Genomic DNA, 26,947 nt, shown 5'->3' with positions numbered 1-26,947 from the left:
CTTCGACCGCGGCGTTCAGAGCAAGCAGGTCGGTCTGGCGGGCGATTTCCTGGACGATCGAGATCTTCTCGGCGATCGTGCGCATGGCGCCGACGGCGCGGCTGACGGCCTCGCCGCTCGCTTCGGCGTCCTTCGACGACTGGCGGGCGATCTTTTCGGTCTGGGCGGCGTTGTCGGCGTTCTGCTTGATGTTGGCGGCCATCTGTTCCATCGAGGCAGAGGCTTCTTCGGCCGAGGAGGCCTGTTCGGTGGCGCCCTGCGACAGCTGCTCGGAGCTTGCCGACAGTTCCTGGCTGCCGGACGATACATTGTCGGCTGCGGCCAGCGCATCGCCAACTACGCCACGCAGGCGTTCGATCATGGTATTGACGTAGCCCAGCAGGTCGCCAATTTCGTCTCGCGTGGTGACGGTAGCGAGCGATGTCAGGTCGCCATCGGCCACGGTTTGAACCGCTGTGACCGCATTGCGCAAGCCACGGTTGATCGACAGGGCAATCCAGACGGCGGAGATCACGGCGATCACCAAGGCGATACCGGCGACCGTCAGCATAATGGTGCGTGTCTGCGCGTAGTTGGCACCGGCCTCTACCTTGGCATCTTCCAGGCGCGAGGTTTCAAGCTCAATGATTTCCGTCAGCAACTGGTCGATCTCGTTGACGGTCGCGCGGTTTTCCGTGGACGAAAGGTTCAGGGCACCCGGTTGGTTGCCGGCCAGGATCATGGCGCGGATTGCGTCGTCCTGCTTGCGATATTCCGTTTCAAAGCCGCTGAGCTTGCTCCACAGAACCTTGCCCTGTTCGGTGGCGAGCAGCAATACAGACTCGTACGCCGTATCGAACTCCTTGCGGAAGCCTTCCGCCTTCAGGCCGTATTCCTGGACGGCCTTCATGTCCGTGGCAAGCAGCATGTTCTTCTGCTGGCGCAACTGCTGGAGTTGAGCATTGTTCATGTTCTGCGCCAGGTTGAGGCGTGCGGCTGGCCCTTCGACGACCGTTTGAAGCGTCTTGTTGAGTTCGCCCAGGCTGATGACGCCAAGGGCGGCAACAGAGATCAGCATCACAATTACGAAGCCAAATGCCATGGCCAACTTTAACTTAATGGTAGCACGCATAACGAAACCCTCTCGTACTTTAGGCCGAATGCGCGGGCGCGGTGTTGCGCTCATGCTGGGCGGAAAAAATGGCTTGCAGGTTTGGAATAATAATGAACTCGCTGTCCCGACGGACAAGGCATTCGATGAAGTCAGGGCGCCATCGCATGCCCACGCTGGGTGGTGGCTCGCCGGCCGATTTGGCCAGCGTCGTCACCTCATGGACCTTGTCTGTCCTGACGCCGATCAGCGTCGGTTCGCCCTCGATATCGAGCTGGATGACGATGATCCGGCTATCGATCGTGGTCTTGGTGGCATCCATGCCGAAGGCCAGCCGGATGTCGGCCAGCGGAATGACCTTGCCGCGAAAGTTGATGACGCTGGCCACGAAGGGGCGGCTGCCTGGGACGGCGGTTTCCGGCAGGAGGTCGAGAATTTCCTGAACGATGATGGCGTCGAAGGCGAAGGTCTCGCCGCCAAGGTCGAAGGTGAGAATCTCGATTTCATCGACGGTGCCGCCGTTGGGGGTTGGGGTTTTTCTCAGAGCTTCACTCATCCTGCTGCACGCAACTGCGCCTCCTGCTGCTGTCCCGACACGACCAGATGGGCGACATCGAGGATTAGGGCCACGCTACCATCGCCCAGGATGGTCGCGCCGGAGAAGGTGGCGACATCGTGGTGGAGCTTGGATAGGGATTTGATGACGGTCTGGTGATCGCCGATGATCTGGTCGACGACCAGGCCGACCCGTTCACTGCCGGTGGATATGACCACGATCTTCTGGAAGGGATCTGGCTTGATGCCGGTGCGGAACAGATCGCGTAGCCGGATAAACGGAACGAGATTGTCCCGCAGCGATATGAAGCTGCGGCCGCGCGAGCGCAGATCGTCTTCCAGCGAAAGTTCGAGGCATTCTTCCACGGTGGAGAGTGGGATGACGTAGCAGCCATTGCCGACCCGGACCAACAAGCCGTCGATGATGGCAAGTGTCAGCGGGATTCGCAGCGCCACCTCGGATCCGAGGCCCGGATTGCTCTTGACGTCGATCACGCCGCGAAGCGCATCGACCGTTTTCTTCACCACGTCCATGCCGACGCCGCGGCCCGACAGGTTGGTGACCTGCTGGGCGGTCGAGAAGCCGGGCTGGAAGATCAGCTGCAGCAGTTCCTGGTCGGAGAGCACGGCACCGGGCTGGACGAGGCCGGAGGATTCGGCCTTGGCCCGCACCCGTTCGCGGTTGATGCCGCGGCCGTCGTCCTTGATGGTGATGATCACCTCGCCGCCGGACTGGCGGGCCGACAGCAGCACGCGGCCAGCCGGATCCTTGCCAGCGGCAATGCGCTCGTCCGGCGTTTCCAGGCCGTGGTCGATGGAATTGCGCACCAGATGCACCAGCGGATCGGCGAGGCGCTCGACCACCGTCTTGTCGACCTCGGTGGTTTCGCCTTCCGTCTCAAGTTCGATCGTCTTGCCGGTTTCGCGGGCAAGGTCGTGAACCAGGCGCCGGAAACGTCCGAACAGACTGCCGACGGGCACCATGCGCAGTACCATCATGGTGTCGCGCAGCTCGCCCGAGAGGCGTTCAACGTCTTCCGAGACGGCGCGTAGCTGGATATCGGCGCTGGCATTGGCCAGCTGCGACAAGCGGGACTGGGCAATCACCAACTCGCCGACGCGGTCCATCAGTTCGTCCAAGCGTTCGGCAGGTACGCGGACATTCTCGGCGCCCTTGTTCTGCTTGGCATCGGCTGCAGCCGGTATGGCCTGGCTGCGCCGTTCAAGAGCAGGCTCTTCGGCGACGACAACGGCGGTTTCCTGGCGCACCGGCTCGGCGGGAGCGCCGGGCTTAACCGTCGTGATGTCAAGCTGCATGTCGTCCATGACGAAAATGAAGACATCGTCGATGGCCGAGCGCGGCTGGGCAGTGGTCAGCGTGACCTTCCATGCCAGATGCAGGTCTGAAGGGTCGAGTTCGGCCAGCGAAGGGATGGCCGAATTGTCCACCTTGATGGTGCATTCGCCAAGCTCGGCGAGTTCGTCGAGCAGGCCTAAGGGATTGGTGCCGTTGGCCATGGCATTAATGGGCAGCTTGAAATCGATCTGCCAGGTGGTGCTTTCGGCGGGGGCCTCGGCCTTGGCGGAGGCAGCGGCGGCAACCGTCGTTGTCGCAGCTGTCGGGGCCTTCTGTCCGCCGACTGCGGCCTGCAGCTTGGACAGAAGCTGGCGCCCCGTTTCTTCATGATCGCCGTTCGGGGTGTCGACCAGCGAACGCATGTGATCCTGTGCTTCCAGCACGGCAGCCACCAATTCGCTGGTGGCGGGCACTTCGCCCTTGCGCACCCGGTCGAAGGCGGTCTCGCAATGGTGGGTGAAGGCGGCCAGGGCCTCAAACCCGAACATGGCTCCCGATCCCTTCAGCGTATGAAGGCCGCGAAAGACCGCGTCGATTTGATCCTGGTCGGAGAGATTGTGCAGCAGGTCCAGCAGGCCGTCTTCGATCTGCTCGAACAGTTCGGCTGCTTCTGTCCGAAAGACCTGGATGGGATCCATTGTGTTCATCTGCCGAGGACCTTTCGTGCGATCTTGACCAGTTGTTCCGAATCGAAAGGCTTGGTGATCCAGCCGGTGGCGCCGGCGGCCTTGGCGCGGCTTTTTATGTCGGCATCGGATTCCGTTGTCAGAAAGATGATCGGTATGCCTGTGTGAGCGGGCGACTTGCGCAGCGCTTCAATCATGGCAAGACCGTTCATGTTCGGCATGTTAAGATCGGTGACAATCAGGTCGAAGCTGGCCGATTTCGCCTTGTTCAGGCCGTCAAGGCCATCGACGGCCTCGGTCACCTGATAGCCGGCATTGGTCAGCGCGATTTTTGTCGTCATCCGGATACTGGCTGAATCGTCAACCGTGAGAATGTTCGCACTCATTGTATTTCCTTCCGATGGAACCAGAACTGGCAGGCGGCGGCATCCATATCCGTCAGGAAACCGCCTCGTCTGAGGGTATCAAGCACGCGGCCGCTGGCTGGGTTCTTCAGGGCGATCGACTTGCCGTAGGTTTGGGCGTGGCGGCGCGAGGCCTCCAGCACCTGGATGAAGCTGAGGTCCGCATCGGCGCCCTCTGGGATGTCGATGAGGACGCTGCTGCTTTCCGTAAGGCCGCTCAGCAATTGCTCGCGCACGGCCTGCGCGTTTCGGATCGACAGAGATTGGGGCAGTGTCAGCGTATGTGGAGCGGTTTCGTTTGACATCGGCATTCCCTAGGCCCGCTTGGGGGCAAGTTTGGATGAACTGGACGCAAGGCTATTGATGGAGGGCGACGCGCCGCTCTCCGTTTCGGCATCGGCTTGTTCCGCCATCAACGCCGAGATGGCTGGCCACTGGTGGACGAAGGCATCCACGCAGCGTGGGTCGAAATGCAGCCCGCTGTTGGCGAGAATGTACTGGTAGGCCTCGTCCACGGACCAGGCCTTCTTGTAAGGCCGCTCAGAGCACAAGGCCTCGAACACATCCGCCACCGCGGCGATTCGGGCTTCAATCGGGATCTGCTCGCCGGAAAGCCGGTTCGGGTATCCCGTTCCGTCCCACTTTTCATGATGTCCGCCGGCAATGGTCTCGGCGACGCGAATGAGATCGGACGAGCCGTGCTCAAGGATGCTCACGCCGATCTCAACATGCCTGCGCATCTGTTCCAGTTCGTCCGCCGTCAGGCGCCCGGGTTTGCGAAGAATGTCATCGGCGATGCCGATCTTGCCGACATCGTGCAGCGGTGCTGCCAGATAGATCATCCGGCACGATGTCTCGTCCAATCCGAGGTCTTCAGCCAGCAACCGGCAGATATGGGCGACGCGCGAGACATGCTCGCCGGTATGGCCATCGCGGTACTCGATGGCCCGCGCCAGTCGCCAGATGATTTCCTCTTCGCGGGCGACGAGCTTCAAGGTGGCATTGGCAACGATGGCCGTCAGTCCTTTGGCGCGCGCCGACAGTTCCAGCTGCGCCTGTCGCAAGGCCAGCAGATTGCGGACCCGCGCCTTCAACTCGATGGTATCGATCGGCTTGCTCAAAAATTCCGTGGCGCCAGCTTCGATTGCCTCCAGCCGGATGCTGCGCTCGGTTTCCGAGGTGATCATCATGATCGGGACGTGGCTGTAGTGCGGCTGCCGCCGCAGGCTGCGGATGACTTCGATGCCGTTCATCTTGGGCATCGTGTAGTCCACGAGAACGATGTCAAAGACCGTCGTCCTGCAGACCAGCAAGGCCATCTCAGGATCGAGAAACGTCTCTGTGGTGATGTCGACCAAATCCTTTAGCGCTGCTTCCAGCGCGAATAATACCGATTTGCTGTCGTCAATCAAAACAACGCGCACGTTCCGCTCCAAATTCCCAGTCGGGGAAAGAATTGTTTACGAATTGTTATAGAGAACACGCGGGTGTGCTCCGCATTGAACGCTATAAGATGATATTTTTGGGATTTTTTATTTCGATCTGCGTCATGCAGCCGTTCGATCAGCGGAGCGGTAGCTCGGAAGCTGTATGAAGTCGCTTCGTTTGGTGATCTATCTTGACTGTAATGTCTGATAACAAAGTTAACGGAGCGTTAAGAGCAGAGGGCCACGTATCGCGTATTGCGACAATTAATTGGTGTAGACAACCAAATTTTGGGTGGTGTCGGGGCGCGTTAGTTACGGCCCCGCCGTCCTGCAGCGGGGATTGGCTTCCCCGCCAAATCTTGAGCGGGCGCCTCTGGGGGCGCCCGCTATTTTACGCTGCCTGAAGACCCGCCAGGCGGGGGCGGGCATCGCGGAACGAAATGAGCCGGCGGCTGCTTTCATCCCAAAGGACGAGCTTGACGCAACGCAGGCTATCCATGATCGTGATGCGGCCGAGGTTCGCCAGTTCCGGATGGTCCTTCAGCACTTCCGGCAGGCGATAATACGGTACCCGGCTCGACAAATGATGGACATGGTGGATGCCGATATTGCCGGTCATCCAGCGCAGCACGGGCGGAAGATCATAGTGCGACGCGCCGTGCAGGGCTGCCTCCTGGAATTGCCATTCCGGCTTCTTGGACCAGTGGGTGTCCTCGAACTGATGCTGCACATAGAACAGCCAGATGCCGGCCGTTGCGGCCAGAATGACGATCGGCAGGTGAACCAGAAGGAACGGAACCAGGCCGACAGCCCAGATCAGCAGGCCGGCCAGAACAGCAACGGCGGCATTGGTCGCCATGGTGGAAACCCAGGGGCTGAGGCCGGACCGCATCATGCCGAAGGGCAGGCGCTGCTTGAACAGGAAGAGAAATGCCGGGCCGATGCCGAACATCACCAGGGGATGCCGGTAGAGGCGATAGGCAAGCCGCTGGCGCTTCGACAGGGCGGCATATTCCTCGACCGTCAGCGTCGTTATGTCGCCGATGCCGCGCTCGTCGAGATTGCCAGCCGAAGCATGATGGGCGGCATGGGCGCGCCGCCAGTAATCGTAGGGCGTCAGCGTCAGGATGCCGATCAGGCGGCCCGTCCAGTCATCGACCGAGCGCCGCGCAAAAAATGAGCCGTGCCCGCAATCGTGCTGGATCATGAAAAGGCGCAGCAGAAAACCCGCCGCCGGAATGATCAGGACCAGACCCAGCCAATAGCCGTAGTGGACCGCGGCCCAAGTCAAGGCCCAGAGCACGGCAAAGGGCACCACGGTGACGATCAGTTCGAACGTGCTGCGTCCCGGGCTGGGTTCGCGGTACTTGGACAAAATCTTCAGCCAGGCTTTTTCGTCCGGGCCTTTGGGATGCTCGAGGGTGGGCATCGCGTTCATGAGCTTTGGCTTGCTTTCTGGGTGAAGGAAAAACGGTGGGGTGAAGGCCGAAGCCCGGCATGGGCCTGTGTGTGCAACGCTTTGATGCAAGCGGTGTTCCACGCATCGTGGCTGCAGGGCAGCCGGTCGAGAAGCCGGGTGTGGGCTGGAAATGTTGCGCAATCGTCGGCCATCAATGGCAGTGCTCTCTCGTCTTGAGCACACACAGCACATTACTATGCTGACATCTGATCAAACCATTTCAATGTGGAGTTACGTAAATCTTTAATGTGGCAGATTCAAGCCTGTCGCGCGGCATTGCAGGTCCGGCGGAGCGTTTGGCAGGTGGCAGCTTGTCGCACCGGCCGGCAATTGCCGTTCCCGCCATGGGCGTCATATGTGCAGCCAGGCCTCGATGCCGATTGCCGCGGCCTTTCCGGTGGCAAGGCAGGACGTCAGAAGATAGCCCCCGGTCGGGGCCTCCCAATCCAGCATTTCGCCGGCCACGAAAACACCGGGCGCCGTCTTCAGCATATATCGCTCGTCGACACCCGCCCAGGCGACGCCGCCGGCCGAGGAGATGGCCTCGGCGATCGGCCGGCATCGCAGGACGGGGAGCGGCAGGGTCTTCAGCCGCTTTGCCAGCGCATCCGGTTGTAACCGGTTGGCCTCGGGCATGATGTCGCGCAGCATCGCCGCCTTCACGCCGTCGAGACCGGCGCCCTTGCGCAGCCGGTTGGCGAAACTGGCCTTGCTGTCCTGGCGGGACAGGTCGGCCTCCAGCCGTTCTGCTGTTCTGCCGGGGACAAAGTCGAGGATCAGGGCCGCCTGGCCTGAACTTTCAAGCTGGTCGCGCAGGGCCGCCGCATGGGCATAGACGAGGCTGCCCTCGATGCCGGTTTCCGTCACGACGAATTCGCCCGACATGGTTCCAGCGGGCGAGCTTGCTGTCACAGACTTGATCGGTGCGCCGGCAAAGCGCTGCCGGAAGAGATCGCTCCATGCGACATCAAAGCCGCAATTGGCCGGCCTGAACGCTTTGATATCGATCGACCGTGCACTCAGCCATGCCGTCCAGGCGGCATCCGATCCCAATCGCGGCCAACTTGCGCCGCCGAGCGCCAGAAGGGTCGCATCCGGCTCTATCATAAGGGTGCCGTGCGGGGTCTCGAAGCTGAGGGCACCGTTTCTCCATCCGGTCCAGCGATGCCGGGTCCGGATCACCAAGCCCTGGCTTTCCAGCCGCGCCAGCCATGCCCGCAGCAGGGGGGATGCCTTCATGGCCTTGGGAAAGACACGTCCCGATGTGCCGACGAAGGTTTCGGTTCCAAGCGCCGCTGCCCAGGCGCGGATATCTTCCGGCGGCAAACCATCAAGGGCCGGGCGCAGGCGGGCACCGGCCGCCCCGAAGCGGGAGGCGAAGACGTCGTAGTCTTCCGAATGGGTGAGGTTCAGTCCCGATTTGCCGGCCAGCAGAAACTTGCGTCCGACCGTCGGCATCGACTCATAGACCGTCACCCGATGACCCGCCGCAGACAGGATGTCGGCCGCCATCAGGCCGGCCGGGCCGCCGCCGACAATTGCGATCTGCTTTGGTGTCATGGACTTAACTTCATGCGCCGAGCCACTGTGGCTTCAAGGTATCGCCTCGTTCTAGGGCGATCGGCATGGGCAGGCAAGTCTTGCTCAGTGCAGGGTGGTCGATCGCTGGTCGTCGTGCAGGATGCGGAAGGCCTCGTTCAGGGCTTCGACCAGGATATCGGTGAGTTCGTCGGCTTTCTCTTCCAGGAAGGAGAGATCGGCCATTTCGATCAGCCGCTCGATCGCGTGGTCCGGTTCGTTCGACATCTCATGGTCCTTCTTCTCTGTCGCGGCTCATCCCGACTGTGGGGTGCCACGATAGGGCCGCACGCTTGCGCCGGGCTTGAGATCGGCACAGCTCTGCTCGGCGCGCGGGTTAGTCCTGGTAGATGTAGGATGCGCACATCTCGTCGCTTGATGTCGGCGGCGCCTTGCCGGTGAAGACGGCCACGGCCGAAAGACCTTCGCCGGCCGCCCAGTTGGCGATATAGGTGACGTCGCCCATGCCGCACAATTGATTGCCGTTTTCCAGTTCGGGGTCGGACGGATTCTGGACGCTGAAGACGGAAGCCGGAACCCGTTCGCCATCGACGACGAAATGGTCGGCTATGAGCTGGTCGAAGATCAACTCCTCGCCATTCTGGAAGACCAGGCTGAAATCATCCATGGCAATATTGCCGGTGATGCTCTCGGCCGTGTTGCTGTAGGCGGTGTAGTCGTCGCCATAGGCTGAGGAGACCGCGCCGACGGCGAGGGTGACGCCCAGAACGACAGGCAAGAGACAGTTCGGCATCAGGGTTTCCTCGTTGGATCGGTTTTTCATCGGTCGTCGGTGGCAGAAGCCGCGCCATTCCAAGCGGGCAGATCCATGGCCCGTCCCGATGTGGCGTAACCGATTCGTCTGGCCAGAGAGCTATCTGCTCTGCCGGCAAATTGCAAAGCCGGTCACGTCGATGCTCGCCTGTGCGGGCGTCTTGGCACTCTTTGCGAAAACGGTCCGTTTCCTCCGGCCGCCTGGGGGTGATAGGCTTGGTCGCTCGCAAAAAGGAGAGAACGGATATGGATATCAAGCGTTGCGGATCACGGCCGTCGAGCGTGCCGCCTGCGGACTATTTCACCGGCGCGGTGCGCCAGGACGCGCTGCACGAGGCGCCGGCGCCGGCCCGCATCCGGGCCGTATCGGTCACGTTCGAACCGGGCGCCCGCACGGCATGGCACACCCATCCGCTCGGACAGACGCTGATCGTCACCTCCGGCATGGGCTGGGCGCGCACATGGGACGGGCCGCTGCAGGAGATCCGGCCGGGCGACGTGATCTGGATTCCGCCGGGCGAGAAACACTGGCACGGCGCCACGGCAACCACTGCGATGACCCATATCGCCCTGCAGGAAGCGCTGGACGGCACATCGGTCGACTGGCTGGAGCATGTCAGCGACGAAGACTATGGCGGGCAGGCTTGACGCGCACGCTCCACAGCCTGCAGCGCATCGAGACCTTTGCGCAGGAGATCAAGAAAAGCCGGTTTCGGGCCTTGGCCGGACCGGTGGACAGCGAACAGGCGGTGCGGGATTTCATCGCGGCCTATGCGGATACCGGTGCCAACCACAATTGCTGGGCCTGGCGCGTCGGACAGGCCTATCGCTTCAGCGACGATGGCGAGCCGAGCGGCACGGCGGGAAAACCCATCCTGCAGGCGATCGACGGCCAGGCGCTCGATGGCGTCGCGGTGGTCGTCACCCGCTGGTTCGGCGGCATTCTGCTGGGCAGCGGCGGCCTGATGCGGGCCTATGGCGGCACCGCCGCGACCTGCCTCAGGGTTGCCGACAAGCAGCCGATCGTTCTGCGGCTCAAATCGGTCATCCGCTGCCCGTTTTCCGATTTCAGCCTGGTGAAGTCGCGCCTGCTTGGCTGCGCCGATGTGCGGATCGATCACGAAGCCTTCGTCAGCGAGGGGGTCGAACTGACGCTGGCCCTGCCGCAGGCCGATTTGGCGGCCATTCTGGCCATGGTGGTCGACCTCACCGCCGGACGGGTGGTGATCCTTGGAGAGGACGAGGCGACCAGTCTATCGCCGGCGCCATCACCGTGACGGCTGGTGCCGGCACAGGTTTGGCCAGCGGCCCCTGCTTTTTTCCTCGCCTCGTCGGGGCGCCTGCGTTAAAGCGGGCCGCGAGTGTTCCGCTTTTCGCCAGGCGCCCTATCTCCTTCGTTGTGCTTCCGGCCGCTGCCCAAAAATCTATACCGCGATCGGGCGGCAGGTTCGAGCCGACGGATGAAACCAGTCCCGGATGATCAAATGTCCAAGAAACCGAAACGCGACAGTGCCGAAGACGAGGAACGGCTGAAGGCCGAATATCCGGGCCTTTACGTCGATTTCCTGGCCGGACGCATCCCGTCGCTGCCGCGCGCCATGCAGATGGCCGGGCTGACCGGCGAGCGCACCCGCCTGCAGAAGCTGAAGAATTCCTGGAAAAAGGCGACGGACGACGATCGCCGCGCCTTCCTGTCCTGGCTTGCCGAAACAGACGGCGCCCTTGTTGCCGCCCCGGCCGGCATGGGCCCGGGAGCCCAGGCGGCGATGCCGCCGTCACCGCCCCCGCCGATCGCCACCGGCCGCTACCTGCTGCCCGCCACCGTGGAGCGCATCAAGGCCATCATGATCCGGCGCGGCCTGCGCCCGGCCGATGTCATGGCAGAAATGGGCTTCCTCGCCGAGGACCGCTCGCTGACCCTGGCGCTGGCCCGAAATTCGAGCCTCCGACTGAGCGTCATCGTGGAGCTGGAGAAATGGCTGGCGGTCAATGCGGAGTAGCGCGGAGGATTTCCGGGGGATGGGTGGAGGGGTGCCAAGGACTATCCCGGAGCACAATTTATCGTTGCGAACTGCATCCTTGAATGCGAAAATGCCCATCAAAAGAGGTTTTCAATGTCATCGATGCAGTGCTTCCCGCTCGAGGTTTGTGAAAAGCTTGGCAATTACGTTTATCGCTTGATTGACCCGCGAAACGGCGAAACCTTTTACGTTGGCAAGGGGCGAAACAACCGCGTTTTCGACCATGCAGCAGGATCACCGACGATCCTTGATGATGCCTCCCAGCAGCTTGGCGCAAAGCTTGATCGCATTCGTGCGATCAAAAATGCAGGCTTGGATGTATTGCATGTAATTCATCGGCACGAAATACCAGATGACGCCGTCTTTGAGGTCGAAGCCGCTTTGATCGATGCTTATCCTGGCCTGACCAACATCCAAGGCGGACACGCAAGTAGCGATCGTGGACCAATGAACCATTTGGAACTGATCGATAAGTATGCGCTACCGGAACTCCCTTCAGAACCAGCGCATCGCCTTATCCTTATCAACATCAACAAACTTGAAGATCGATCTGATCGGGAAGCCATTTACAACCTCGTTCGCTACTGCTGGAGGATTTCAAAGGCGCGTGCGGAGAAGGCAGAATATGTGCTGGCGGTCGTTAGAGGTATCGTTGTTGGCGCATTCCAGCCAGAAAAATGGATGCAGGCCACGCAGAAGAATTTTCCGACAATCTCTTATGCCGATGGTTCAGAGAGCCATCGCATCGGCTTCGTCGGCAAGCAAGCCGAGAAGGAAATATGGGATCTATACGTGGGAGAGCGTGGGAAGCGTGTCACCAACCCGGATTTGAAACATATTCAGAACCCGATCCGTTTCTGGAATTGTTGAGATGACACGAGTGGCGACTTACAAAAAAATCCAAGCATGGGTCAAAGAGCGGCACAATTTCGTGCCCAAGAGCTGCTGGACCGCCGACATGAAAGCGCGAGATGGAAAAACGAGTCGCATCGCCTTCAATCGACTTGATCCGAATAACAGGAAATATCCATGTCCTCAGAAGAGAGAAGAGGCGATCAAAGAAGCGCTGAGGCATTTCTCGATGATTTGAGTGCTGCTACGCCTCAAGCGTGGCCTTTCGAAGTCGCCTGCACGGTAAAGCGCACAATACGCCAAGCTCCGCGACGGCAATCAAGTCCTGAACCTATTCAATTTTCACAGAATAATGGCGGAGAGGGTGGGATTCGAACCCACGGTGCCCTTGCAGGCACGCCGCATTTCGAGTGCGGTGCTTTCGACCACTCAGCCACCTCTCCGGTCGTTCTGGTCGGCGCTTGGTCGGCGCGGGCGTTACATAGCGGGCAAATGTCGGGCTTGCAAGGGCGAATATCGAACTATCTCGTGCTTTCATCTTGACAGGTTTTTGCGCCTCACGTATGCGAGCGGTGAATTAGGCATGGGCTCACTGTGCCTTGTTTTCCTGGCGCTTGGCGCAGGGCTCACCGGCGGACCGATGAAGACAGCCTGTCGCTGTCGGAAAAAAGTCCGCTCAACTCCGACTGATAAAAAGACAGCCGTTCGGATTTCACCGGACAGAGCTGGAACGAACATGAAAGGATAACCAATGTTCGCAGTCATCAAGACCGGCGGTAAACAGTACCGCGTTGCTGCCAATGACGTGCTCACCATCGAAAAGCTGGAAGCCGTTGCTGGTGATATCATCGAATTCAACGAGATCCTGATGGTCGGCGTCGGTGCCGATGCAACCATCGGCGCGCCCTTCGTGGCAGGCGCCCTGGTCAAGGCGGAAGTCGTTGAGCAGAACCGCGGCAAGAAGGTCATTGCTTTCAAGAAGCGCCGTCGCCAGAACTCCAAGCGTTCGCGCGGCCATCGTCAGCATCACACCGTCGTCCGTATCACGGACATTGTCGCCGCTTAACGGCCCAACGCGAAACCAAGTTTAAAGGAGAACTCCCATGGCACACAAAAAAGCTGGCGGTTCGTCGCGCAACGGTCGCGATTCGAATTCCAAGCGCCTTGGCGTGAAGAAGTTCGGCGGCGAAGTCGTCGTTCCGGGCAACATTATCGTGCGTCAGCGCGGCACGCAGTGGCATCCGGGCAGCAATGTCGGTCTCGGCAAGGACCATACCGTCTTTGCACTGATCGAAGGTAATGTCGCCTACCGTACCAAGGCCAATGGCCGCGTCTACGTGTCCGTGATGCCGAAAGCGGCGGAAGCAGCAGAATAAAACCGGTAGCGTACAATGCAGCCGGTGTCTCATCGACCCGGCTGACCGTACCAGGTTCAGTCTAGACAAAAGGGGAGATGGGGCACCACCCATCTCCCTTTTTTCATGCCTTTTTTCCAACGAAGGAGACTGTACCATGCAAAGCGAATTGTTACGGGTAGACCAATTGCGGTCGCCCGAAGATCGGCTGAGGCCGGATCGGTTAAGAAGCGATTGCCCCGTCTTACTGTCGCAAAGGCTCGTCCTGCGCGCCCCCCACGCAGAAGACATCGACGCCCTTGCCCATCTCGCCAATAACGCCGCCATCGCCACGATGGTGTCTCGCATGCCGCATCCCTACACGGCAACGGACGCCGCCGATTTCGTGCGACGTACCAATATTGGCGAGATCGGCAAATGCGTCTACGCCATTACCAAAGCGGAAAACGGCGAATTCCTCGGTTGCTGCGCGCTGGAGCCCCATCAGCATGACGAGGCCCTGGAGCTCGGTTATTGGCTGGGCGAGCCCTATTGGAACAAGGGTTATGGCACGGAGGCCGCTCATGCGCTGATCGACATGGCGTTTCGCACCCGCGACATCGACCATATCGATGCGCGCTGCCGCGTCACCAATATCGCGTCACGGCGGGTCATCCAGAAATGCGGCTTCCAGTTCCAGGGCTCCGGCATGGTCGGCAACCTCGCCATGGGCGGCATGGTGCCGGTCGAATGGTACCGGCTGGACCGCAAGACCTGGATGTCGCTGAAGAGCTGGGGGGAGATGCGGTGATGGATCTGCTGGACAGACCTTCGGTCCGCGCGCCCGGACCCTGCCCTGAAATCCAGACGGCGCGGCTGATGCTTCGGCCGCACCGTCCCGGCGATGGGGATGCCATTGCCCAGTCGCTTGCCGATTTTCAGGTGGCGCGCATGCTGTCGCGCGTGCCGGCTCCCTATGATCGGCAGGATGCTGCGGACTGGCTGAGCCGGGTGCGCTCAGGGCTGACACCGGACTGGGCCCTGGCGATTACCGCCGGGGACGACGTGCATATCGGCGTCGTCGGCCTGGAGCTGCGCCACGGCCTCTGGCATCTCGGCTATTGGCTGAACCGCTATTACTGGGGCAAGGGGCTGATGAGCGAGGCTTCGTCTGCGGCGATCGAGCGCTTCTTCCGGCGCATGCCGGATGTGACGCTTTATTCCGGCGCGTTTGCGGACAATACGGCCTCGCTGCGCATTCAGGAAAAGCTCGGCTTTTCGGTCAGGGGCTGCGGCGATCTCTATTCGCTGGCGCGCAACGCCGTGGCGCCGCATATCGAGACCGAGTTGACGCAGGCCGGATTCCGGCCGGCGGCACGCCTTTAGACAGGATGGCCGGGCGGCAAAGCGGCCCGGCCATCAGCCGATTTCCACCCAGAGCGGGAAATGGTCGGAGCCTTCTGCCGCCAGATCGACATGGCTGCCGACGAGCTTCGGCGCCAGGTTTCCACTGAGAAAGCCATAATCGAGATGCATGCGACGGCTGCGATCGTCCGGATTCATCCAGGTATAGCTGTCGGAGGCCCGTCCACCGGCGCGGCCTTGCGCGTCGACCGGCTGGTTTGCCCGCAGCGTCCGGCCGTAATAGGCATCGAAGCGGCCGGCCATCTCGCAATATTCCGGCGATTCCGGTTCCATGTTGAAGTCGCCCATGATCAGGAAGTCGTCGGGGATCGGCGGACCGGACACGCCGAATTCGCTGGCGCCGCTCAGCGCCCCGCCTTCGCATGCATAGTGAAGGGCGCGGTCTTTCAGATAGCGGATCTGGGCGATGCGCTCGTCGGGGGAGATATGGTCGAGATGCACGGAATAGACGCGCAACGGACCGTCCGGCGTGGTGATGACGGCCTCGGTTGCGCCGCGCTGCAGGTTGAGCTTGTCGATGGTGCGGCTGCGCGGCAGAAGGAGCAGGCGATTGGCCAGGATCGGCCAGCGCGACAGCACCATGTTGCCGAACTGGAAGCGCCGGTCGATGCGGCGGCCGTCGACCACGGTACTGTCGAGATGCAGGTCGCAGGCCGGACCGTAGACCCAATAATAGTCCGGGAAGAGGTCGGCGAGGAGGACCGGAAGGTCGGCATGACCGTTCCTGTGGAAGCCTCGGGTCACCTCCTGAAGGGCAATCACATCGGCACCTTGCAGGCTTGCAGCGATGCGGGCGAGGTCATATTTCCCATCAAGACCGAACCCAAACTGTATGTTATAGCTCGCGAACTTCATGATAATCTTTGACCTCTGCTGCAACCGGCTATATCGAAGATGGCAATCGAGCGCCCACCCTGACACGCAACGAACGGCAATAAAATGAAATTTCTCGACGAGACAAAGGTCTACATCCGGTCTGGTGACGGCGGCGCGGGCGCCGTTTCGTTCCGGCGCGAGAAGTTCATCGAGTTCGGCGGGCCGGACGGCGGCGATGGCGGGCGCGGCGGCGATGTGTGGATCGAGGCGGTCAACGGGCTGAACACGCTGATCGATTTTCGCTTCCAGCAGCATTTCAAGGCGACCATCGGCACCCATGGCATGGGGCGCAACCGTACCGGCGCCAATGGCGCCGATGTGACGCTGAAAGTGCCGGTCGGCACCCAGGTGCTGGAAGAGGACAAGGAAACCCTGATCATCGATCTGACGCAGGAAGGGCAGCGCTTCCGGCTGGCCGCCGGCGGCAATGGCGGTTTCGGCAATACCCATTTCAAGTCGTCGACCAACCAGGCGCCGAACTGGGCCAATCCCGGCCAGGAGGGCGAGGAAAAGACCATCTGGCTGCGGCTGAAGCTGATTGCCGATGCCGGCCTCGTCGGCCTGCCGAATGCCGGTAAGTCGACCTTCCTGGCTGCGGTGACCCGGGCGCGGCCGAAGATCGCCAATTACCCGTTCACGACGCTGCATCCCAATCTCGGGGTTGCAACGATCGACGGGCGCGAATTCATCCTCGCCGATATTCCGGGCCTGATCGAAGGCGCCCATGAGGGTGTCGGCATCGGCGACCGGTTCCTCGGCCATGTCGAGCGCACCCGCGTGCTGCTGCATCTGGTTTCGGCCCAGGAAGAAAAGGTCGGCAAGGCCTACAAGACGGTGAAGACCGAGCTGGAGGCCTATGGCGGCGATCTGCTCGGCAAGCCGGAAATCGTCGCCCTGTCGCAGATCGACGTGCTGGACGAAAAGGAACTGAAGAAGAAGGCCAAGGAGCTTGAAAAGGCCTGCGGCCAGACGCCCATGCTGCTGTCGGCGATCACCGGTGCGGGCATGACGGATGCGCTGCGGGCCCTGCGCGACGTGATCGTCATGGCAGGTGCGGGACGCGAATCGGCGCTTCCCGATCGCAGCAAGCAAAGGCATGATCCGGCTCCGGATCTGGGCGACGACGAGTGACATGAAGACCGGCCGCAAATCGCTCGCCAGTTATCGGCGGATTGTCATCAAGATCGGTTCGGCCCTGCTGGTCGATCGGGCGACGGGCCTGAAGACGGCCTGGCTCGATGCGATGTGCGCCGATATTGCGGCCTTGAAGGCGAGTGGCGTCGATGTGCTGGTGGTGTCCTCCGGGGCGATCGCACTGGGCCGCTCGGTGCTCAAAGTGCCGGCCGGGGCCCTGAAACTGGAAGAAAGCCAGGCAGCGGCGGCCGTCGGCCAGATCGCGCTGGCGCGCGCCTGGTCGGAAAGCCTGTCGCATTCGGCGATCGTGGCCGGGCAGATTCTGCTGACGCTCGGCGATACCGAGGAGCGGCGCCGCTATCTCAATGGCCGGGCGACGATCAACCAGTTGCTGAAGCTCGGCGCCGTGCCGATCATCAACGAGAACGACACGGTCGCCACCACGGAAATCCGCTATGGCGACAATGACCGGCTGGCGGCGCGGGTCGCCACCATGACCGGCGCGGACCTGCTGGTGCTGCTGTCCGACATCGACGGGCTTTACACGGCGCCGCCGCATCTCGATCCCGAGGCCCGTTTCCTGGAGACGATTGCCGCCATCACGCCGGAGATCGAGGCGATGGCGGGCGGCGCGGCATCGGAATTGTCGCGCGGTGGCATGCGCACCAAGATCGACGCCGGCAAGATTGCCACCAGCGCCGGCTGCGCCATGATCATCGCCTCGGGCAAGACGGACCATCCGCTCAAGGCCATCGAGACCGGCGCCCGCTCGTCGTGGTTTGCGCCGTCCGGAACGCCGGTGACGGCGCGCAAGACCTGGATCGCCGGGCAATTGCAGCCGGCCGGCGAAGTGCATGTCGATGCCGGCGCGCAGGCAGCGCTGCGCTCGGGCAAGAGCCTGCTGCCGGCCGGCGTGCGTCTGGTTGCCGGCCAGTTCGGCCGTGGCGATACCGTGGCGGTGATCGGCGTCGAGGGACGGGAAATCGCCCGAGGCCTTGCCGGTTACGATGCCGATGAGGCACGCCAGATTACCGGGCGCAAATCCGCAGAGATCGAAGCCATTCTGGGTTATGCCGGCCGCGCCGCCATGATCCATCGCGACGATCTCGTCATGACCGAAACGGCCCAAAGGGTCGATGTCCGTTCAGCCGAGAAGAAGGACAAAGCCGATGCTTGACAAGGTTTCCGAAAACCATGACGTCGATGCCCTGATGCTGGAGATCGGCCGCAGGGCGAAGGCTGCGGCGCGACCGCTGGCCATTGCCTCGACCGAGCAGAAGAACCGGGCGCTGGATGCCATGGCGAATGCCATCGTGTCCAGCAAGGATACCATTCTGGCCGCCAATGCCGTCGATCTCGACAACGCGGCTTCTTCCGGCCTTGCCGCCTCCTTCCTCGACCGCCTGACCCTGACCGAGGAGCGAATCCTGGCCATGGCCGGTGGTATCCGCGAAATCGCCGGGCTGAAAGATCCGGTGGGCGACGTCATCGCCGCCTGGGATCGGCCGAACGGTCTGCAGATCGAGCGCGTGCGCACGCCGCTTGGCGTCATCGGCGTCATTTATGAGAGCCGCCCGAACGTAACGGCTGATGCCGGTGCCCTGTGCCTCAAATCCGGCAATGCGGTGATCCTGCGCGGCGGGTCGGATTCGGCCCATTCATCGCATGCTATCCATGCCTGCCTGGTGGAGGGCCTGCTGCAGGCCGGACTTCCAGAGCATGCTATCCAGCTGGTTCCGATCACCGATCGCGCTGCGGTCGGCGCTATGCTCGGCGGCCTTACCGGGACGATCGACGTGATCGTGCCGCGCGGCGGCAAGAGCCTTGTGGCGCGTGTCCAGGCGGAGGCGAGGGTGCCGGTGTTTGCGCATCTGGAAGGGCTTTGCCACATCTATGTCGATGCCTCGTCCGATGTCGAAATGGCGAAAGCCATCGTCGTCAATTCGAAGATGCGGCGCACCGGGATCTGCGGCGCTGCCGAGACCCTGCTGGTCGACAGCGCAGCGATCGGCAGCCATCTGATGCCGATCCTCGAAGCCTTGACCGAGGCGGGTTGCGAGGTTCGCGCCTCGCCAACCGTTCTGAAGGTCTTTGCGGGCTTCAAGCCGGCCACCGACGAGGACTGGCGGACCGAATATCTCGATGCCATCATTGCGGTTGCGGTGGTGGATGGCATTTCCGGGGCGATTGCCCATATCGGCAAATATTCGTCGAACCATACCGAAGCGGTGATTGCCGACGATCCCGAGGTCGTTGAGCGCTTCTTCAACGAGGTCGATTCGGCGATCCTGCTGCACAATGCCTCGACGCAGTTTGCCGATGGCGGCGAATTCGGCATGGGCGCCGAAATCGGCATTGCCACCGGCAAGATGCATGCCCGCGGGCCGGTCGGCGTCGAGCAGCTGACATCCTTCAATTACCGGGTGCATGGCACCGGGCAGATCCGGCCCTGACGTGACAGAGACCGGCATTGCCAACCACTATCTGCGCATGCCGCATACCGAGCGCGGCATGGTGGTCGGCCTGTTCGGCGGCTCCTTTAATCCACCGCACCAGGGCCACGGGCTGGTCGCCGAGATTGCGCTGCGGCGCCTGCGGCTGGACCAGCTCTGGTGGATCGTCACCCCCGGCAATCCGCTGAAAAGCCGCAGCAACCTGGCGCCGCTTGCCGAGCGGCTGGCGCTCTGCGAAACCTTCGCGACCAATCCGCGCATCAAGGTCACGGCATTCGAGACGTCGCTGGGCAGCAGCTACACCGCCAAGACCCTGTCCCATGTCAAGGCGCGCAATCCCCATGCGCATTTCGTCTGGATCATGGGGGCGGACAATCTGAAGTCCTTTCATCACTGGCAGCAATGGCAGCGCATCGCACTGACCTTTCCGATTGCCGTCATCGATCGTCCGGGCTCGACCCTGTCCTACCTGTCTTCGAAAATGGCCAGAACCTTCGATTATGCCCGGATCGACGAGGACGATGCCGGGGCCTTGTGGAAGAAGACCGCGCCGTCCTGGACCTTCATCCACGGCCCCCGCTCGGCCCTGAGCTCAACGGCGCTCAGGGAAGCAAAACAGCCCTGAGACGGTCCTGTGCCGCCCGGCCTTTGAGCGCTGGCGGAGTTTCGATTGCCCGCCCTTGAAAGATTAACGATTCGGTGCCACCTTTTAACGGTGGTTGGCGCCAGGTGCGCGAATCGCAGACGTGCTGTTCTGTTATACCCAGGAAAGGAAGAACTCTGACAACAGTACACACCAAGGGAAGGACGTCCATCGTCATCCCGCAAAGCCCGGAACGTGGCGTCGATGCCGCAGCCCGCGAGCTTGAGCTGGTTCTCGCAAGTCTCGAGGACTCGAAAGCAGAAGATATCGTCACCATCAACATTGCAGGCAAGTCCGCGCTGGGCGATTACATGATCGTCGTCTCCGGCCGTTCGAACCGCCATGTCATGGCGATCTGCGAACATCTGATCTCCGATCTCAAGGATGAAGGCCTGGGCGCTGCGCGCGTCGAGGGTCTCGAGGCCGGCGACTGGGTGCTGATCGACACCGGTGACATCATCGTGCATGTGTTCCGCCCCGAAATCCGCGAGTTCTACAATATCGAAAGAATGTGGGCCACGCCGGAGATCGAAGAGGGACGCTTGCACTGACCGCTCCAGCGGATCTCGGTTGAGATTCGACGGGAAAGGGTCCAATACCAGCGGCAGCGGAGGTCATCCCCGGCCGCCGCCTGGATTGTTGCGGATACCTTGCAAGGAGCGGACATGCGAATTGGCATCTTTGCCGTAGGCCGGCTGAAGGCTGGCCCCGAGAAGGATCTTGCGTCCCGTTACCTCGACCGGTTTGCCAAGGCAGGGCCGGCCTGCGGGCTGGAATTCTCGCGAACGGTCGAGATCGTCGAGAGCCGCGCCGGCAATGCCGCAACCCGCAAGCGCGAAGAGGCAGGCCTGCTGGAAAAGGCCTTGCCGGACGGCGCCTTCCTGATCGCGCTCGACGAGCGTGGCAAGGCCATGGACAGTCCGGAATTTGCCGAGTTCATCGGCAGCCATCGCGATCGCAGCCAGCGCGACATGGCAATCCTCATCGGGGGAGCGGATGGGCTGGATCCCGATCTGCGGCAGAAGGCCGGCATTGCGCTCAATCTCGGCCGCATGACCTGGCCGCACCAGCTGGTGCGCATTCTGATTGCCGAGCAGCTCTATCGCTCTGTCACGATCCTGTCCGGCCATCCCTATCATCGGATATAGGTCGTCCGGCTCGCCGCAATTTGGCTCTTCATTAGCGCCAGATCACAAACTATCTTGACAAAGAGCATCTTCTTTAGCACAAAGGAGAGACTGAATGTCATGTTTGACGGGCGCGTACTCCCATGCTGGTTTGCAGCTGCAATTACATCACCGATCAGGACATCCGAGGCGTCATCACAGAGCTTCTCGATGAGGACTGTTGGCAGCTGATCGTCCCGGCGAAGGTGTATCATGCCATGTCCAAGCGCGGTCGCTGCTGCGGCTGTTTCCCCACCGTCGTCGATCTCATCGTTTCCACAACCGAAGCCTATCACGCAGCGCGCAATTCCGACGGCGTGGAGGTGATCGATTTCATCGAGCGGCTCAAGCGTTTTCATCAGGAACAGAAAACGGCGATCCTGGATCGGCGCCAGCGCACGGTCTCGGCAGCCTGATCGCCTGCGATGGCGCTGACGCAGGCCTTTGGCGGCGTACTTTTTCCCCCGCCTAGTTCTGGAATGATTCTAGAAAACTCTCGACTTCGCGGCTTATTCCTGCTTTCATCGCGTCATCATAACGCAAGCATAGGAAGCAATTGATATGAAGGGTGAAGCGCAAGTCATCGAACGCTTGAATGAGGCTCTTTTTCTCGAGCTCGGAGCTGTCAATCAATATTGGCTGCATTACCGGCTGCTCAATGATTGGGGCTACACCAAGCTGGCGAAGAAGGAACGCGCCGAGTCGATCGAAGAGATGCAGCATGCCGACAAGCTGATCGACCGCATCATCTTCCTCGAAGGCCATCCCAATCTGCAGGCGCTCGCGCCGCTGCGCATCGGCCAGAACGTCAAGGAAGTGCTCGAAGCCGACCTCGCCGGCGAATACGATGCGCGCGCGGCCTACAAGAAGTCCCGCGAAATCTGTCACGCCGCCGGCGATTATGTCACCATGGCTCTGTTCGAAGCGCTGCTGACGGACGAGGAAGGTCATATCGACTTCCTGGAAACCCAGCTGGACCTGCTCAACAAGATCGGCGAAGAGCGCTACGGCCAACTCAATGCGGAATCGGCGGACGCGGCTGAATAACACGGCGATATCGCCAATCGTTCTGGAACTGGCCGGGCCCTTGCGACCCGGCCTTTTCTGTTCCTGCTGTCCGGTGTTTCAAGCGACCAGATGCTGGAAGGCACCGACGACGCGCTCATAGACCTGGCGCTTGAACGGCACGATCAGATCCGGAAGAACGTGCATCGGCTTCCATTCCCAGGCGTCGAATTCGGCATGCTCGCCACCGGGCGGCGGATTGATGGCGATCTCGCTTTCGTCGCCGTCGAAGCGGAAGGCGAACCAGCGCTGGGTCTGGCCGCGGTATCGTCCCTTGAGGCCGATGCCGATCAACTCGGGCGGCAGATCGTAATTGATCCAGTCCTGAGCCTCGGCCAGCAGGGTTACCGATGTCATGCCGGTTTCCTCGTAAAGCTCGCGGTAGGCGGCGGCGAGGGGGTCTTCTCCCTTGTCGATCCCGCCCTGCGGCATCTGCCAGAGCTGCGACGAGCCGTCATATTCGGAATTGGCAATGGGAATGCGTTGCCCCGCCCAGACCAGGCCGGCGGGGTTCAGCACCATGATGCCGACGCAGGGTCGGTACGGCAGATCGCTTGCTGTCACTACGTTTCGGGTCATATCGGTCCTTACCGTTGCATGTCGGTGGCGATGGCCGAGACGCCTACGATCTCGATGCCGCGCAGGGTGGCTTCTTCGCTCCATTTTCGGATTGCCGCAATGCTCTCGTCAAAGGCCGAGGCCGTGCCGATGGCCGTGCCGTTCTTGCGGGCGATGCGCTCCAACTCGTCGAGCCGGGTCAGGATCGCCCGCTCGTCCAGTTGGTCGTCCAGTTGCATGTCGGCGAAGGCATGGGGCATGTCCAGCGTCTTGGCATATTGGCCGACCAGCGACTGGGCCGACGAGCCGTCGTCCAGAAACAGCAGGCCGCGGTCGGCAATGTCGCGCATCACGGGGTCCAGGGCATCGGCATCGGCGAGGAAGCGCGCGCCCATGTAGTTCATCACGCCGGTATAATTGGTGATGCTCGCCATGGACTGGTGCAGATCGTCCAGATTGTCGGCGGCGGAGTGGTCGACCCGCAAAGTGCCACGGCCGGGGTCGTTGGCGGGGTAATCGAACGGCTCCAGGGGGATCTGCAGCAGGATCTCGTGGCCGGCATTGCGTGCCTCCTTCATCCAGCGCTGCAGGCTGTTGCCGGTGGCGGCAAAGGCGAGCGTGACCTCCTCGGGCAATTGCTTGATGGCGCGCTGCGTGCCGGTCTGGCTGAGGCCGAGCCCGCTCACGACGATGGCGATGCGGGTGCCGCGGGCGCCGGACCAGGGTCTTGCATATTGCTCGACCGGCCGCAGGCCGTCCGGCCCGATGACCGGAATCGGTCCGTAGACGGTATCCTCCAGCAGGTCTTCGTTGGGCATGGCCGCCATGCGCGGATCCTGGCCGATGCGTGGCGCGTCGATCAGCGCCGGTCCGGTCTCGCCGCGCGGGCGGGGCGTGAATTTGGTCACCACGCTGCCGTCGGGCATGGTGGTGCTCTCCACATTGGCGCCGGAATGGGGAGCGCGGGCCGAAAGCTGGCCTGTAGAGCTTGGGCGGCGCGCCGCATTGCCGTCGGCTGCGGCGCTATCGGCCGGCTGCTCGACGGGCGGTGTTTGCGGGAGGGAGGCTGTCTTTTGTAGCGCCTCCGGCATCACGGAGGCATAGATCGACAGGCCGAGAATTGTCGATACGGCGACAATGCCGCTGATCAGGGATGGCGAGATGCGGCGCGATCCGGCAGCCGCAGTCCGGCGGTTCTGCCCCAGTGGTGCATGAAGATCTGCGCCCAAGCCCCGTATCCGTTCCCGTCGTCCTGCGCGTACTGGCCGGCCGGACTGCCTATGCTGTCTCCGCTCGACGCACGGTGGCCAAGCGACCATGAAAAAGGTGCCGGCCGCATCTGCAACCGGCACCCGAAGTTTTCGGCTTACTTTTCGACGACAGCCTTGTTCGGGTCCGGCGGGAAGGACGGATCCGTCTTGGCACCGCGCAGCAGGTCGAGCGCCTCGTTGAGCTGGATGTCATCCTTGGCTTCCGGCGGCACGTAGGCGACGGAGCCGGAGCCCTCGTCGGTCTCGCTCTGGCCCTGGATGTGACCCGGCAGTGCCGATTCGCCTTCAGCCCTGACGCGACCCTGCAGTTCTTCCGGCAGCGGCTGCTCGACGATGATGTCGGGCTTGATGCCGGTGCCCTGGATCGACTTGCCGGACGGCGTGTAATAGAGCGCCGTCGTCAGGCGCAGCGCACCCTTTTCGCCCATCGGAATGATGGTCTGGACGGAGCCCTTGCCGAACGAGCGGGTGCCGAGAACCGTGGCGCGACGCAGGTCCTGCAGCGCGCCTGCAACGATTTCCGAGGCCGAGGCCGATCCGCCGTTGACCAGCACGATCAGCGGCTTGCCGTCTGTCAGGTCGCCGGCGCTGGCATTGAAGCGGCGGGTGTCTTCCGGATCGCGCGAGCGGGTCGATACGACTTCGCCGCGTTCGAGGAAGGCGTCCGAGACGTAGATCGCCTGGTCCAGCAGACCGCCCGGGTTGAGCCGCAGATCGAGCACGTAGCCCTTCAGCTTGTCGGCCGGCACTTCCGCCTTGATCTTGACGATGGCTGCTTCCAGATCGTCATAGGTCTTGTCGGTGAACGAGATCACCCGGAGATAGCCGACATCGCCTTCGACGCGCGACTTGACGGCCCGGATCGGGATGATTTCGCGAACGACAGTGATGTCGATCGGCTTGTCGGCGCCCTTGCGCAGGATGGTCAGCTTGATCGGCGTATTGACGGCGCCGCGCATCTTTTCGACCGCGGCGGGAAGCTGCAGGCCGCGAACGGCCTCGCCATTGATCTCGGAAATGAAGTCGCCGGCCAGGATACCGGCGCGGGCGCCGGGCGTGTCGTCGATCGGCGTGATCACCTTGACCAGTTCGTCTTCCATGGTGACTTCGATGCCGATGCCGCCGAATTCACCCTTGGTCTGGGTCTGCATGTCTGCCGCATCCTTGGCATTCATGTAGCTGGAATGGGGATCGAGCGAGCTGAGCATGCCGTTGATGGCATTCTCCACCAACTTTTCCTCATCCGGCGGCGTGACGTATTGCGAGCGGATCCGCTCGAAGACGTCGCCGAAAATCGACAGTTCCTTATAGGTTGACGTGCCCGCGGCCTCGGCCGGGATGCCCGCGGAATAAAGAACGCTCATCGCTGTCGCACCCATCAGCGCCCCGACGAGCATAAGAGAAGCCCTACGTATCATTGCGTACCTTTCCGGAGTTCTGTTCGACCCACCATGGCCGAGAATCAACCGACGTGCCGTCTTTTCTAAATTCTATGTAAAGCGTTGGGCGATCCGTTTCCAGCGCCAATGCCGTCGCGCTCGCCACTCTTTTTTCGCCCATCACCGCGATCGGCTCGCCGGACAGCACAAATTTGCCTGCCCGTGTGTTGACGCGGTCCATTCCGGACAGGACGATATGATACCCCTCGCCCGTATTGAGGATGACCATCTGGCCATAACTGCGAAATTCTCCCGCATATACCACCATGGCATCGGCCGGCGCAGTTACCACGGACCCCGCTGAAGAGGCGATCACCATGCCCTTTGCGGGATGGCCCGTACCATCCGGATCACCGAACCGCCGCAGGATTTCGCCTGCCGCGGGAAGCTCGAGTTTGGACTTCAGTTCGGCGAAGGAATATGCTGGCGCAATGCGGTTTTTATCGGGCAATGTGGTCGCGGCCAAATCGCGCGCCCGCTGGCGTTGTTCCTCGGTCTGCTGCCGGCGTTTCTCCTCCTCAAGGCGCGCCACGTCCATGGCTTCGCGCACCGAGGCGATCTCGTTTTCGAGCGAGCCGATCAAGCCTTCCAGGCTGACGGCCTTTTTCGCCAGGTCCTCGGAGTGCCGGCGCTCCTCTTCCAGTTGCGCGGCACTCTTGCGGCTGAGCTTGTCGTTCTCGACAAGCAGCAGATCCATGCGGCGCTCCTCCTCCTGCCGGCTTTGCAGCGTGGCGAGCAGCGTGGTTTTCTCCGACTGGATCGACACCCTGAGGCTGGCCAGATCGTGCAGGTCGCTGGCCAGTTCGTCGGTTTCCTTGCGGATGCCGGGCACGACAGCGCCCAATAGGATGGCGGTGCGCACCGATGCGAGCGCATCGTCGGGGCTGACCAACAGGGCCGGCGGCGGATTGCGTCCCATGCGCTGCAGGGCCGCCAGCACTTCGGCCAGCGTGCCGCGACGCTCGTGGAAGGACTTGCGGATCCCGTCCTCGCGCAGGCCGTATTCGGCAAGCTTGGTCTCGCTGGCAGCGATCGCCTTTTCCAGATCCTTTCGACGGGTGGCGGATTCGATCAAAGCCTCGCGCAGGCTGCCGGCGGTCTTCTCGAGGGCTGCAATGCCCTGCTGCAGTTCCGTCGCCTTCTGTTCGGAGAGCTTCAGGGTCTGGGACAGGTCCTGCAACTCGCGCCCGACCTCGTCGCGCTTTTCTCGTAGTGCCGTTGATGGGTCTTCCGGCGCTGCTGCGGCAGGCACGGGGGCGGCAGGCTGCACATTGGGTGCTGCATCAGGCGCCTGCGCCCCGGCGTGGTCTGCCGCGATCATGGTTGATCCCAGTACCAGCAGGGCTGCCGACAGCAGGCCGGCGGCGTGCGCCTTGCGCCGGTCGGCAAAACTCCTCGCCCTGCTTGTCATCGTGCTCCTGGATCCGGCCTGTCGCCCTG

32 protein-coding genes and 1 tRNA gene are annotated in these 26,947 nt (G+C 62.0%); 17 read left to right on the top strand and 16 right to left on the bottom strand.

What is annotated here, in order from left to right; genetic code table 11:
- The 10 genes from HGO38_RS27475 to HGO38_RS27430 form a co-directional block, all read right to left on the bottom strand.
- Positions 1–1,111 (bottom strand): methyl-accepting chemotaxis protein (locus HGO38_RS27475; RefSeq protein ID WP_250958995.1); only part of this gene is annotated, 1,111 nt, incomplete at its 3' end.
- 19 nt (positions 1,112–1,130) lie between these two features.
- On the bottom strand, positions 1,131–1,646 hold the full coding sequence (locus HGO38_RS27470) for a chemotaxis protein CheW (protein WP_250958994.1): 516 nt from the start codon (positions 1,644–1,646) through the stop codon (positions 1,131–1,133).
- Complete coding sequence (locus tag HGO38_RS27465) at positions 1,643–3,649, bottom strand: chemotaxis protein CheA (protein ID WP_250958993.1); 2,007 nt, start codon at positions 3,647–3,649, stop codon at positions 1,643–1,645. Before HGO38_RS27465 ends, HGO38_RS27470 begins: the two co-directional genes overlap by 4 nt.
- A complete protein-coding gene (locus tag HGO38_RS27460) occupies positions 3,646–4,014 on the bottom strand; it encodes a response regulator (RefSeq protein WP_250958992.1) in 369 nt (122 codons plus the stop codon). The genes HGO38_RS27465 and HGO38_RS27460 overlap by 4 nt, the downstream gene beginning before the upstream one ends.
- A complete protein-coding gene (locus tag HGO38_RS27455; protein ID WP_250958991.1) occupies positions 4,011–4,337 on the bottom strand; it encodes an STAS domain-containing protein in 327 nt (108 codons plus the stop codon). The genes HGO38_RS27460 and HGO38_RS27455 overlap by 4 nt, the downstream gene beginning before the upstream one ends.
- A gap of 9 nt (positions 4,338–4,346) precedes the next feature.
- Positions 4,347–5,456, bottom strand: a complete 1,110-nt coding sequence (locus HGO38_RS27450) for an HD domain-containing phosphohydrolase (RefSeq protein ID WP_250958990.1) — start codon at positions 5,454–5,456, stop codon at positions 4,347–4,349.
- A 394-nt stretch (positions 5,457–5,850) separates the two neighbouring features.
- A complete protein-coding gene (locus tag HGO38_RS27445) occupies positions 5,851–6,897 on the bottom strand; it encodes a fatty acid desaturase (RefSeq protein WP_250958989.1) in 1,047 nt (348 codons plus the stop codon).
- Between the two features lie 372 nt (positions 6,898–7,269).
- Positions 7,270–8,478: a TIGR03862 family flavoprotein gene (locus HGO38_RS27440; protein WP_250958988.1), complete on the bottom strand. Its 1,209-nt coding sequence runs from the start codon at positions 8,476–8,478 to the stop codon at positions 7,270–7,272.
- An 84-nt stretch (positions 8,479–8,562) separates the two neighbouring features.
- Positions 8,563–8,724, bottom strand: coding sequence for a hypothetical protein (locus HGO38_RS27435; RefSeq protein WP_250958987.1), 162 nt, complete (start codon positions 8,722–8,724; stop codon positions 8,563–8,565).
- A gap of 109 nt (positions 8,725–8,833) precedes the next feature.
- Positions 8,834–9,250 (bottom strand): hypothetical protein, encoded by a 417-nt coding sequence (locus tag HGO38_RS27430; protein WP_250958986.1) that lies wholly within the window; start codon positions 9,248–9,250, stop codon positions 8,834–8,836.
- A 266-nt stretch (positions 9,251–9,516) separates the two neighbouring features.
- Between HGO38_RS27430 and HGO38_RS27425 the strand changes: the two genes are divergently transcribed.
- The 5 genes from HGO38_RS27425 (at position 9,517) to HGO38_RS27405 (ending at position 12,381) form a co-directional block, all read left to right on the top strand.
- Positions 9,517–9,918, top strand: a complete 402-nt coding sequence (locus HGO38_RS27425; RefSeq protein WP_250958985.1) for a (R)-mandelonitrile lyase — start codon at positions 9,517–9,519, stop codon at positions 9,916–9,918.
- A complete protein-coding gene (locus HGO38_RS27420; protein WP_250958984.1) occupies positions 9,915–10,547 on the top strand; it encodes an IMPACT family protein in 633 nt (210 codons plus the stop codon). Before HGO38_RS27425 ends, HGO38_RS27420 begins: the two co-directional genes overlap by 4 nt.
- Positions 10,548–10,754: 207 nt before the next feature.
- Positions 10,755–11,270 carry a hypothetical protein gene (locus tag HGO38_RS27415; protein ID WP_250958983.1) on the top strand — a complete coding sequence of 172 codons (516 nt, stop codon included), beginning with the start codon at positions 10,755–10,757 and terminating at the stop codon, positions 11,268–11,270.
- A gap of 114 nt (positions 11,271–11,384) precedes the next feature.
- On the top strand, positions 11,385–12,161 hold the full coding sequence (locus tag HGO38_RS27410) for an LEM-3-like GIY-YIG domain-containing protein (protein WP_250958982.1): 777 nt from the start codon (positions 11,385–11,387) through the stop codon (positions 12,159–12,161).
- A 1-nt stretch (position 12,162) separates the two neighbouring features.
- Positions 12,163–12,381, top strand: coding sequence for a hypothetical protein (locus HGO38_RS27405; protein WP_250958981.1), 219 nt, complete (start codon positions 12,163–12,165; stop codon positions 12,379–12,381).
- A gap of 115 nt (positions 12,382–12,496) precedes the next feature.
- Here HGO38_RS27405 and HGO38_RS27400 read toward each other — a convergent pair.
- Positions 12,497–12,586, bottom strand: a tRNA-Ser gene (locus HGO38_RS27400).
- A 308-nt stretch (positions 12,587–12,894) separates the two neighbouring features.
- On the opposite strand from HGO38_RS27400, the gene rplU reads away from it, so the two are divergent.
- The 4 genes from rplU (at position 12,895) to HGO38_RS27380 (ending at position 14,863) form a co-directional block, all read left to right on the top strand.
- Positions 12,895–13,209: a 50S ribosomal protein L21 gene (gene rplU / locus HGO38_RS27395; protein WP_250958980.1), complete on the top strand. Its 315-nt coding sequence runs from the start codon at positions 12,895–12,897 to the stop codon at positions 13,207–13,209.
- 37 nt (positions 13,210–13,246) lie between these two features.
- On the top strand, positions 13,247–13,519 hold the full coding sequence (gene rpmA / locus HGO38_RS27390) for a 50S ribosomal protein L27 (RefSeq protein WP_168473237.1): 273 nt from the start codon (positions 13,247–13,249) through the stop codon (positions 13,517–13,519).
- Between the two features lie 136 nt (positions 13,520–13,655).
- Positions 13,656–14,288 (top strand): GNAT family N-acetyltransferase, encoded by a 633-nt coding sequence (locus tag HGO38_RS27385; protein WP_250958979.1) that lies wholly within the window; start codon positions 13,656–13,658, stop codon positions 14,286–14,288.
- The gene (locus tag HGO38_RS27380) at positions 14,288–14,863 is read left to right on the top strand and encodes a GNAT family N-acetyltransferase (RefSeq protein ID WP_250958978.1); all 576 of its coding nucleotides are present in this window, start codon (positions 14,288–14,290) and stop codon (positions 14,861–14,863) included. The genes HGO38_RS27385 and HGO38_RS27380 overlap by 1 nt, the downstream gene beginning before the upstream one ends.
- Positions 14,864–14,896: 33 nt before the next feature.
- On the opposite strand, the gene HGO38_RS27375 is transcribed toward HGO38_RS27380, so the two are convergent.
- Complete coding sequence (locus HGO38_RS27375; RefSeq protein WP_250958977.1) at positions 14,897–15,757, bottom strand: endonuclease/exonuclease/phosphatase family protein; 861 nt, start codon at positions 15,755–15,757, stop codon at positions 14,897–14,899.
- An 84-nt stretch (positions 15,758–15,841) separates the two neighbouring features.
- On the opposite strand from HGO38_RS27375, the gene obgE reads away from it, so the two are divergent.
- From obgE to bfr, 8 genes are all read left to right on the top strand, one after another.
- Positions 15,842–16,909 carry a GTPase ObgE gene (gene obgE / locus HGO38_RS27370; RefSeq protein WP_168473241.1) on the top strand — a complete coding sequence of 356 codons (1,068 nt, stop codon included), beginning with the start codon at positions 15,842–15,844 and terminating at the stop codon, positions 16,907–16,909.
- A gap of 1 nt (position 16,910) precedes the next feature.
- Positions 16,911–18,089, top strand: coding sequence for a glutamate 5-kinase (gene proB / locus HGO38_RS27365; protein ID WP_250959000.1), 1,179 nt, complete (start codon positions 16,911–16,913; stop codon positions 18,087–18,089).
- Positions 18,082–19,365 (top strand): glutamate-5-semialdehyde dehydrogenase, encoded by a 1,284-nt coding sequence (locus tag HGO38_RS27360; protein WP_250958976.1) that lies wholly within the window; start codon positions 18,082–18,084, stop codon positions 19,363–19,365. The genes proB and HGO38_RS27360 overlap by 8 nt, the downstream gene beginning before the upstream one ends.
- A complete protein-coding gene (locus HGO38_RS27355) occupies positions 19,340–19,990 on the top strand; it encodes a nicotinate-nucleotide adenylyltransferase (protein ID WP_250958975.1) in 651 nt (216 codons plus the stop codon). The genes HGO38_RS27360 and HGO38_RS27355 overlap by 26 nt, the downstream gene beginning before the upstream one ends.
- Positions 19,991–20,094: 104 nt before the next feature.
- Complete coding sequence (rsfS, locus tag HGO38_RS27350; RefSeq protein WP_250958974.1) at positions 20,095–20,559, top strand: ribosome silencing factor; 465 nt, start codon at positions 20,095–20,097, stop codon at positions 20,557–20,559.
- Positions 20,560–20,673: 114 nt separating this feature from the next.
- Positions 20,674–21,156, top strand: a complete 483-nt coding sequence (rlmH, locus tag HGO38_RS27345; RefSeq protein ID WP_250958973.1) for a 23S rRNA (pseudouridine(1915)-N(3))-methyltransferase RlmH — start codon at positions 20,674–20,676, stop codon at positions 21,154–21,156.
- 122 nt (positions 21,157–21,278) lie between these two features.
- Positions 21,279–21,590 carry a (2Fe-2S)-binding protein gene (locus tag HGO38_RS27340; protein WP_250958972.1) on the top strand — a complete coding sequence of 104 codons (312 nt, stop codon included), beginning with the start codon at positions 21,279–21,281 and terminating at the stop codon, positions 21,588–21,590.
- A 145-nt stretch (positions 21,591–21,735) separates the two neighbouring features.
- Entirely contained in the window at positions 21,736–22,221 is a 486-nt protein-coding gene (gene bfr / locus HGO38_RS27335) for a bacterioferritin (RefSeq protein ID WP_250958971.1), read from the top strand.
- Positions 22,222–22,299: 78 nt separating this feature from the next.
- Here bfr and HGO38_RS27330 read toward each other — a convergent pair whose 3' ends face one another.
- From HGO38_RS27330 to HGO38_RS27315, 4 genes are all read right to left on the bottom strand, one after another.
- Positions 22,300–22,818 (bottom strand): RNA pyrophosphohydrolase, encoded by a 519-nt coding sequence (locus tag HGO38_RS27330; protein ID WP_250958970.1) that lies wholly within the window; start codon positions 22,816–22,818, stop codon positions 22,300–22,302.
- An 8-nt stretch (positions 22,819–22,826) separates the two neighbouring features.
- On the bottom strand, positions 22,827–24,026 hold the full coding sequence (locus HGO38_RS27325; RefSeq protein ID WP_250958969.1) for a divergent polysaccharide deacetylase family protein: 1,200 nt from the start codon (positions 24,024–24,026) through the stop codon (positions 22,827–22,829).
- A 137-nt stretch (positions 24,027–24,163) separates the two neighbouring features.
- Positions 24,164–25,486, bottom strand: a complete 1,323-nt coding sequence (locus HGO38_RS27320; protein ID WP_250958968.1) for a S41 family peptidase — start codon at positions 25,484–25,486, stop codon at positions 24,164–24,166.
- Entirely contained in the window at positions 25,476–26,918 is a 1,443-nt protein-coding gene (locus tag HGO38_RS27315) for a murein hydrolase activator EnvC family protein (RefSeq protein WP_502941644.1), read from the bottom strand. Before HGO38_RS27315 ends, HGO38_RS27320 begins: the two co-directional genes overlap by 11 nt.
- Positions 26,919–26,947: the final 29 nt, after the last annotated feature.

This window comes from Rhizobium sp. CG5 (assembly GCF_023701945.1).
In the GTDB taxonomy this organism is placed as follows: Bacteria; Pseudomonadota; Alphaproteobacteria; order Rhizobiales; family Rhizobiaceae; genus Allorhizobium.
Note: the sequence above shows the minus strand (reverse complement) of the source record. Positions and strands in the feature narration are given on the sequence as shown.